The sequence below is a fragment of the Cohnella fermenti genome (assembly GCF_004801405.1).
GTDB lineage: Bacteria > Bacillota > Bacilli > Paenibacillales > Paenibacillaceae > Cohnella > Cohnella fermenti.
Genome location: NZ_SSOB01000024.1, coordinates 127,773 through 136,393 on the forward strand (window position 1 = coordinate 127,773; position 8,621 = coordinate 136,393).

The 8,621-nt window shown below is 56.7% G+C and carries 4 protein-coding genes; 2 read left to right on the forward strand and 2 right to left on the reverse strand.

The window, feature by feature from the left end:
- Positions 1 to 46: 46 nt before the first annotated feature.
- Together E6C55_RS18870 and E6C55_RS18875 are read right to left on the reverse strand one after the other, a co-directional pair.
- Complete coding sequence (locus E6C55_RS18870; protein WP_136371367.1) at positions 47 to 973, reverse strand: YqhG family protein; 927 nt, start codon at positions 971 to 973, stop codon at positions 47 to 49.
- Positions 970 to 2,658, reverse strand: a complete 1,689-nt coding sequence (locus E6C55_RS18875; RefSeq protein ID WP_136371375.1) for a DEAD/DEAH box helicase — start codon at positions 2,656 to 2,658, stop codon at positions 970 to 972. The genes E6C55_RS18870 and E6C55_RS18875 overlap by 4 nt, the downstream gene beginning before the upstream one ends.
- Before the next feature lie 520 nt (positions 2,659 to 3,178).
- Here E6C55_RS18875 and E6C55_RS34765 point away from each other — a divergent pair.
- Both E6C55_RS34765 and E6C55_RS18890 read left to right on the forward strand, forming a co-directional pair.
- A complete protein-coding gene (locus tag E6C55_RS34765; protein ID WP_230986749.1) occupies positions 3,179 to 7,168 on the forward strand; it encodes an adenosylcobalamin-dependent ribonucleoside-diphosphate reductase in 3,990 nt (1,329 codons plus the stop codon).
- 192 nt (positions 7,169 to 7,360) lie between these two features.
- A complete protein-coding gene (locus tag E6C55_RS18890) occupies positions 7,361 to 8,500 on the forward strand; it encodes a tyrosine-type recombinase/integrase (RefSeq protein ID WP_136371368.1) in 1,140 nt (379 codons plus the stop codon).
- Positions 8,501 to 8,621: the final 121 nt, after the last annotated feature.

An 8,621-nucleotide genomic window follows, 5' to 3' on the forward strand; every position in this document is an offset into this window, starting at 1 on the left:
GGCGGCGCCGAGTCTGTTGGTTCGTGTCGCCTGCCCGAAGTCTGATCTACTCGATCCCTGGCAGATGGAAGAGACCGCAGTTGATAACCGAGATCTTCACCCGCGGGCGATATTGCCAGTCGATCTCTTCGGCCCGCTGCCGATAACGGGAAGAGATGGCGTCGGCCTGATCTTCCGCCGCCGAGCGTTCGATCATCGGCTTGTAATAGCGGTCGACGCGGTCGAGCTCGTCCTTCCTCCGTTCCTCGGCCTCCTCCGCCCAGCCGAAGTCGCTCGCCTTGATGCGCCTCTCGAGAGCGGTCTCAAGCTGGCTCATCGCCTTCTTCAAGGAGAGGCCGTTGCGCAGCAGGTGAACGTTCGACGGCAGGCGCGGAGTCAGCTTCGTGTCGCGGAGGCGGCTCAGGAACTTCTCTTCGATAACGCCGGTCGCAAGCGAGATGCCGAGACCGTACAGCTCCTCGCGCTTCATGTCGCATTCGTAAGCGACCTTGAAGTTCGCCCCGAGCCAGGCGGTGTAAGGGTGAGAGCTCAGCGGGTTGCCGCCCCGCGGCGGCTCGGCGAACATCGCGACGCAGCGGCCCGCCTGCTTGATCGAGTCGAACAACTGCTCGAGCCGTCTGGAGCCGAAGTAGACGTCGTCCTGGATCACCCGCACTCCGTTCTGGAGCAGGGGGGCGGACACACCTGCCGGGCCAGGCGCGGCTGGGGGACCGGAAGCGGCGGGGGGACCGGAAGCGGCTCCGTGTTCCGCAGCCTCCTCGTCAGGCGCCCGGAAATTCCAGCTGAACGTCATCGTCTCCGGCTCGACTCCCGTCCGGTCGACGAAGCTCCAATAATACGGGCGCCCCGTCAAGGCGCGGTCCGCTTCGGGAGACAGCTTGACGGTGATATGATCATGCCCCTTCTCGATAATGTGGCACTGCGTCGCCTGCAGATAGGACAAGGCGAACTTCTGGGTCTCGCGTGCATTCATGGCTCCCGCTCCTCATGCAACTGTCTCTTCGCGTCGAGGAGGGAGTCGCCGAGGCCGTCGATCCGTCGGCGAAGCTCGTCGGGGCTGCTTGATTCGAGCACCATACGGGCCAGCTTGCGCTCGAGCGTCTCCTCCTTCTCCATCTGTTCCACGATCTCGTCCAAGTCCCCGATTACCGTCTCGAACATGTTTATTTTCTCATGCAGCAGGTGGACAATATGCTCCTCGATCGTGCCGTAGGTGCACAGATTGAAGATCCGGACGTCCTCGGTCTGGCCCAGGCGGTGAACCCGGCCGATCCGCTGCTCGACGCGCATCGGGTTCCACGGCAGGTCGAAGTTGATGATGTGGTGGCAGAATTGCAGGTTGATGCCTTCTCCTCCGGCTTCCGTCGCGACCATAACCTGGGCCCGGCGCCGGAACAGGTCCATCATCCAGTCCTTCTTCCCGCGGTTCATCCCGCCCCGATACGGGACCGCCGTCAGATCGTGCTCCTTGAAGTAGCGAATGAGGTAATCCTGCGTCGCCCGGTACTCGGTAAATACGATGACCTTGTCGCCGATCGACTGGATCAGCTCCATCGTCCGCTCGGCCTTCGTATTGGATTTGATGTTGCGGATAAGGTCGACCAGCTCCCAGATGCGGGCCTGCAGCGGCGAATCCGGCGTCACCTTCTTCGACAGGTTGATCAGCGTCAGGAAGACGGCGTCGCGGCTCGAGCACACTTCCCGCTGGAGAGTAACGAGGGACAGCATGCTGGCCACGTCCCCCTGCTCCGTGCGGCTGTGCTGCCGGACATATTGCGTCACGCCGTCATAGAGCGCCTGCTCGTCCGGCGACAGGTGCAGCGGAACGTTCGTGACGGAGCGCTTGGTGAACTCGAGCTGGCCGTCGCTGCGCCGGTTGCGGATCATGACCTGGCCGAGCGCCGCCTGCAGCCGATCCTCGTTCTTGGCCGTCCGCCGTCCTTCGACATAGTTGCTCGCGAACTCGCCCTCGCCGCCGAGCTGGCCAGGCTTCAGCAGCGTGATCAGGTTGTACAGCTCGTTCAAGTCGTTCTGAACCGGGGTGGCGGTCAGCAGCAGACAATACTTCTTGCGCAGGTCGCCTGCGAACTGGTAGTTGCCCGTCCTCTTGTTCTTGAGCTTATGCGCCTCGTCGATAATGAGCATGTCGTACTCGCCATCGAGCAGGAAGGCGCGATGCGGCTCACGCTTCGCCGTGTCCATGGAAGCGACGACGATGTCGTTCGCCCAGTGGTACCCCTTCTTCTGCGCGATCGCGGGAATGCCGAACTTGGCGCTCAGCTCGCGCACCCATTGGAGCACAAGCGAGGCGGGAACAAGAATAAGCGCGCGCTTCACGAGTCCCCGGACGAGGTATTCCTTCAGAATGAGCCCGGCTTCGATCGTTTTGCCGAGGCCGACTTCATCGGCCAGGATGGCGCGGCCCCGCATCTCGTGCAGCACCCGGCGCGCCGTCTCGATCTGATGCGGAAGCGGCGTCAGATGAGGCAGCACGCGAAGCGATTGAAGCTCGTGGAAGTCGTCAATCCGGCACGCTTCCTCGGCTTCCCACGCCATCTGATACAAGCCCCAATCGTCCCAGGGGCCGTTGCGCTCGAGTCGTCTCTCGAGCTCTTCGAAGGAGCTTCGGTCGACATAGAGATCGACCAGAGAGTTCAGCTTGCGAGCGGGCGGCGAAGGCTTCGGCGGAGTCGCCTGTTCCGTATGCGGGTCGGCAGGCGAGCTGCCCGCGGATTCCGGTTCAAGGGCATCGGATGCGAGAAGATCCGCCTCGGCGGAGGCGAGGGCGGTCTGTTGGTGCAGCGGGTCGTAGCTCAACGTGGATTAACCTCCTGGCTCGGTCTCTGTCTGCTTCGCACGCACGGCAGGCGCGCTGCGACGGAATACCCATTAGTATGAACGAATGCCGGTCATTCGAAACGAGTGCGCTTCGAAAAAGTGAGAGAACGGAAGCTTGAACGAGGGAGCCGTGCACCCTGCGGCGGCATTCGAGCGAGGGGGGCCTTTGGCCATTGGTCGCACCAAATGTGGTATAGTATAATCGTAGTCACCTACAAGATGTTGGCTTTTTTAACGATTCAGAATGTATACGTTTCACCTGTGCATTGTTAGGGTTAGCTTGCTGGTGGAGAGCATCTGGACGGGCGCAAGTCAAGTCGATCAGAGAGGGTGTACCGGATTGAAGACGACGACGGAGACGAAGAGACTCGAAGGGCTTAGCGAGAAGATATTCCTGGACCGATATGCATGGAAGAATGCCGAATCCGGCGAAGCGAAGGTCGGCGACATCGTGCTTGTTCTGACGAAGGACGATCCGAAGTTCCCCGCGAAGGAAGTCGGCGAGGTGATCGCCCGCGAGGGACGCATGGCGACGGTTCGGACAAGAAGCGGCGAAGTCGTTCAATCCGACGTGGAGAAGCTGACGCTGACGATAGAGAAAACGCCCGAAGAGATGTGGGATCGGCTCGCCGGGGCCATGTCGTCGGTCGAAGCTCCCGAGAAGCAGAAGGAATGGCAGGAGAAGTTCCGCTGGCTGCTCGACGACTGGAAGCTTGTGCCCGGCGGACGGATCGCGGCAGGCGCGGGCGCAAGCGACGAACTGACGCTGTTCAACTGCTACGTCATTCCATCGCCGAAGGACAGCCGCGGCGGCATCATGGAGACGCTGACCGAGATGACCGAGATCATGGCCCGCGGCGGCGGTGTGGGCATCAACCTGAGTTCGCTGCGGCCGCGCCGCGCAGTCGTCAAGGGCGTCAACGGCTCGTCGAGCGGCGCCGTCTCGTGGGGCGGCCTGTTCAGCTACACGACGGGGCTGATTGAGCAGGGTGGCTGCTTCGGTCCGGAAGAGCGAATTGCGACGAATATGGGCTTGATCCCGGCGCTGGAGCTGGCGGAACGAATGGAGCGGGGAGAGAAGCTGTACGCCTTGACGCACCAAGGCCCAAGAAAGCTGACAAGCTCCTTCCGCAACGGAACCAAGCCGTTGTTCCGGGTAACGACTTCGCGCGGATTCACCGTTGATGTAACGATGGATCATAAGATGGGCGTATTGCGCAACGGGGCGGTCGCTACCGCACCGCTGCGAGACCTGGCGATCGATTCCGAGACGCTGCTGCTGCTCGGGAATGGCCTGGAGGACGTTCCCTGCGTTCAACTTCAAGCCAAGCCGTATTCGCGTTCCGTCATGAGCACAACGTTAAACGAAGCGATAACGTTGCCGGGACAATTGGACGAACGATTGGCTTATCTGCTTGGATACTTCTATGGAGATGGCTATGTTCACTGGGGACGCAAGGTGAACTGGGAAGCGCCGAAGGCGATCAAGCTCGCGACGGCCGACGATCATCCGGCGATTCGAGACCGGCTTGAGAACCTCGTTCGCGAGCTCTTCGGCATCGATCCGATCGTGGAGAACGGGGACGGCGCTTGCAAGAACGTTGTCGTGTACTCTCGGCTTCTGATTGATTGGCTTGAGAATAACGAGTTGTTAAAAGGCCGCAGCGAAGAGATCCGGGTTCCGGAGAAGATCTTCCGTTCCCGATCGAGCGTCATGGGGGCGTTCGTGGCCGGATACTTCGATGCGGATGGCTGCGATCGCGGCTCCAAGGGCGGCTACGGGTTCGACAGCGTCAGCCGGGGCATGCTTCGCGATATCCAGCAGTTGCTTGCCGTGAACGGCATCATGTCCCATATCCATACGACGGATCGCAGCAGCCAGGGGTGGAGAACGATCCATCGCTTGATCGTAACGGGGGCGGAATTCAAGGAGCGGATGTTCCGGTTCATCCGCCTGTCGGGCAAAGCCAACGGAGCTGCGGGCCATCGCAATCATGGCAATGGATATCCTCGCGAAGTATGGGGATCGCTTGAGATTCCGGGAACATACTACCAAGGGGTATGGGATTCGACCAAATCCAGAATCTCTTATCGTGCGCTGTCACGTGTAAAAGATCGTCTTCAGTCGGATGGGCAAGTCGCCTTGGCTGAACGGATCGATCACTTGTTAAACGTCGTTCCCGACCGGATCGTATCGATTGAACCGCTGGGTACAAGCGATGTTTACGACTTCGAGGTAGACGACGTTCATATGCTGTGCGGCAACGGGTTCTACACGTCCAATAGCCGAAGGGGCGCTTTAATGCTCATGATGAACGACTGGCACCCGGACGTCGTCGACTTCATCACCGTCAAGCAGACGATGGGCCAGGTGACGAATGCGAACCTGTCGGTCTGCGTGAGCAACGGCTTCATGAAGGCGGTCAAGGAGGACCTTGATTGGGAGCTTGTGTTCCCCGATACGAAGGACCCGGAATACGACGAGCTGTGGGACGGCGATCTTGACAAGTGGAAGAAGGCCGGCAAGCCGGTAATCCCTTATCGGACGGTGCGGGCTCGCGACGTATGGAACACAATCATCGAGTCCGCCTGGAAGTCGGCCGAGCCGGGTGTCGTCTTCATGGAATACTACAATCAAATGTCCAACAGTTGGTACTTTAATCCGATTATTTGTACTAATCCATGCGGCGAACAAGGACTTCCGGCCTGGGGGGTCTGCAACCTGTCGGCGATCAATCTGTCCAGGTTCTACGATGCCGAGAAGCATGACGTCGCTTGGGAGGAGCTTGGGAAGGTCGTTCGCTACTCGACGCGATTCCTGGACAATGTTATCGACAAGACGCCGTACCACTTCCCCGAGAACGAAGCGAACCAGAAGAAGGAACGCCGCGTCGGCCTCGGAACGATGGGGCTGGCCGAGCTGATGATTCGCCTGGAGGTTCGTTACGGCAGCCCGGAGAGCCTGGAATTCCTAGACAAGCTCTATGGGTTCATGGCCAAGGAAGCTTATCTGGCTTCTACCGAGATTGCGGCGGAGAAGGGCTCGTTCCAGGCGTTCGAGGCCGAGCCGTTCCTGCAGAGCGGTTTTATGCAAAATATGCACGAGGTGTATCCGGAAGTGACCGAAGCGATACGCGCGAACGGCATGCGGAACGTCACGGTCATCACCCAGGCGCCGACCGGTTCTACAGGAACAATGGTCGGCACGTCGACCGGCATCGAGCCGTACTTCGCATTCGAGTACTTCCGCCAGAGCCGCCTCGGCTTCGACAAGCAGCTTGTGCCGATTGCGCAAGAGTGGAAGGACGCGCATGCGGGCGAAGAACTGCCGGAATGGTTCGTCACCGCGATGGATCTGTCCGCGAAGGACCACATTCGTACGCAAGCGGTGATTCAGCGCTGGGTCGACAGTTCGATCTCGAAGACGGCCAACTGCCCGGCCGACTTCACGGTAGAAGAGACGGCCGAGCTGTATGAACTTGCGTTCGAGCTTGGCTGCAAGGGCGTCACGATTTACCGCGACGGCAGCCGCGATGTTCAAGTTCTGAGCACGGCGAAGGACGAGAAGAAGGAAGCCGGGGCGAATGCGGCGGCGGTTGAAGCTGAGGAATCGGCGGAGGCGGCTCCCGCGGCGGAAGCTTCTTCGGCAGCGGCTGCGACCTCTGCTCGAGCCGCGTCCGGCGACGCGGCGACGCTAGGTTCGCTCGCAGAATCGTTGCCGGTGAAGGCGACCCCTCAGCAGATCGGCGTCTTCGACAAGCAATACAAGAAGCGCCCGAAGGTGCTGCGCGGCGCCACGTACAAGTTCAATACGCCGTTCGGCATGGCGTATATTACCGTCAACGATCTCGAAGGCACGCCGGGCGAGATCTTCCTGAACGTCGGCAAGGCCGGCTCCGACGTCTTCGCGATGGCCGAAGCGCTCGGCCGCGTCTGCTCGCTGTTCCTCCGTTACGGCGACCACGGCAACAAGGTGCAACTGCTCGTCAAGCACCTCAAGGGCATCGGCGGCTCCGGCGCCGTCGGCTTCGGCCCGAACCGCGTCGAATCGATCGCCGACGCCGTTGCCAAGGCGCTCGAGCTGCACGCCGACCTGCTCGCCGAAGAAGAGCAATCGGCCGCCAGCGAAGCCCCGATCGCCGCAGCTTCCGGCCCGTTCAGCGTGCTGAACGATCACGGGCCCGGTGCCCAGGCGAACGGCTCAAGCCACGGCTCCGGTTCGCTCGCCCCGTACACGTCCAAGGACTTCTGCCCATCCTGCGGCTCGGCGTCCCTGCTGAACGTCGAAGGGTGCAAGACATGCGCGAATTGCGGGTACAGCAAGTGTTAAAACGGGTAAAATAAAAAATGCAAGGAAAGTCATCTTTAGCTTGTAATGAAAACACCGTGGACATATACACATGTATATGTCCACGGTGTTTTTTTGGGTGTGGAAAAATGGTGGGGGAATATGAAGGGAATTGTTGATTTATGTAGAATTAGACTATATACACGTATATATACGAAGAGGGAATAAAGTTAGATGGATGAGATAAAGAATGATTGGATGCTCCAAGAGAACGGTCAATATGTACTTGGCATCTTTAATGGTCCAATACCGATGTATTACCCGAATAAGTGGTTGATGGAAGTAAATAATACTGCTAGTTCTCCGGAAACAGCAAGAACATATGCTAGGAATTTATTAAAGTTCTTTCAATTTCTAAAAATAAATGATATTGACCTTACTATTATTACTCGTGAAACTTTAATAAGCTTCAATAGTGCATTAAAAAAAAGAAGTACTGATATGGATAGTATGTTTAATAAGGAAAATATTACAGAGAACACAAGATATCAGATTTTTAGAACTACGCTTCAGTTTGTTAAATGGTTTATCTCACCACCTGATGATGAACCATTATTTCAAGATGGCAGAAGAGGGCGAAGAAAGAAAAACGGCATCTTGGGTGGGATAACTCATGCAGAATTAACATCTGTGAGAGAGAACTTAATTAGGAGGCACAAGAATAAATTACCAAAGAACATTTCGGATACAACTGTAAGAGAAATATGGAATTGGCTTTATGAAAAGTATAAGAATCAACCAGATATATTATCAAGAAATAATGCAATAATTGGATTAATGCTTGAGACGGGTATGAGGGTGGGAGAGCTAGTTTCAATAAAGCTAGATCAAGTAGACATTCATGAAAGAAAAATAACTGTAAGAATTGATATGGCAGAATACGAAAGGGTCAGTACTTCAAAATCAAGAGGAAGTCTTCAGAAATCAGGTGAAAGGGTAATTGTAATCTCTAAAGAGTTAGCTGGTATATTGAATGATTACATTATCTTGCATCGTCCTACTGCAGCTATAAAATTAAGAAACCCATATCTTTTCTGTATCCATCGTAATGGGCAGAATCCCCTTGGCTCACGGATTACACGTAATACGATCGATCACCTGATGAATCTGATGAACAGACCATCCTATGAAGGTGGAATTGCTAGCGATGAAAAGTTGCATCCGCATAAGTTCAGACATACATCAGCAACAAATCTTTTAAAGAATGGTGCCGATATTCGTACCACTCAAGAACAATTAGGTCATAGAGATATCAATACAACTAAAGAGTATACTCATCTTGTTCCATCAGCAAGACGAGAAGCATTATGTTAACGCTCACGTACTTTGTCGGTGAAAGAATCACCGACAATGACGTGGGCGTTCGTGCGTCAGGCACGACAGCTGCCTGAGAAGCCTAACGCCAATCATCAGGGGAGTGGAAAAACGGCAGGTC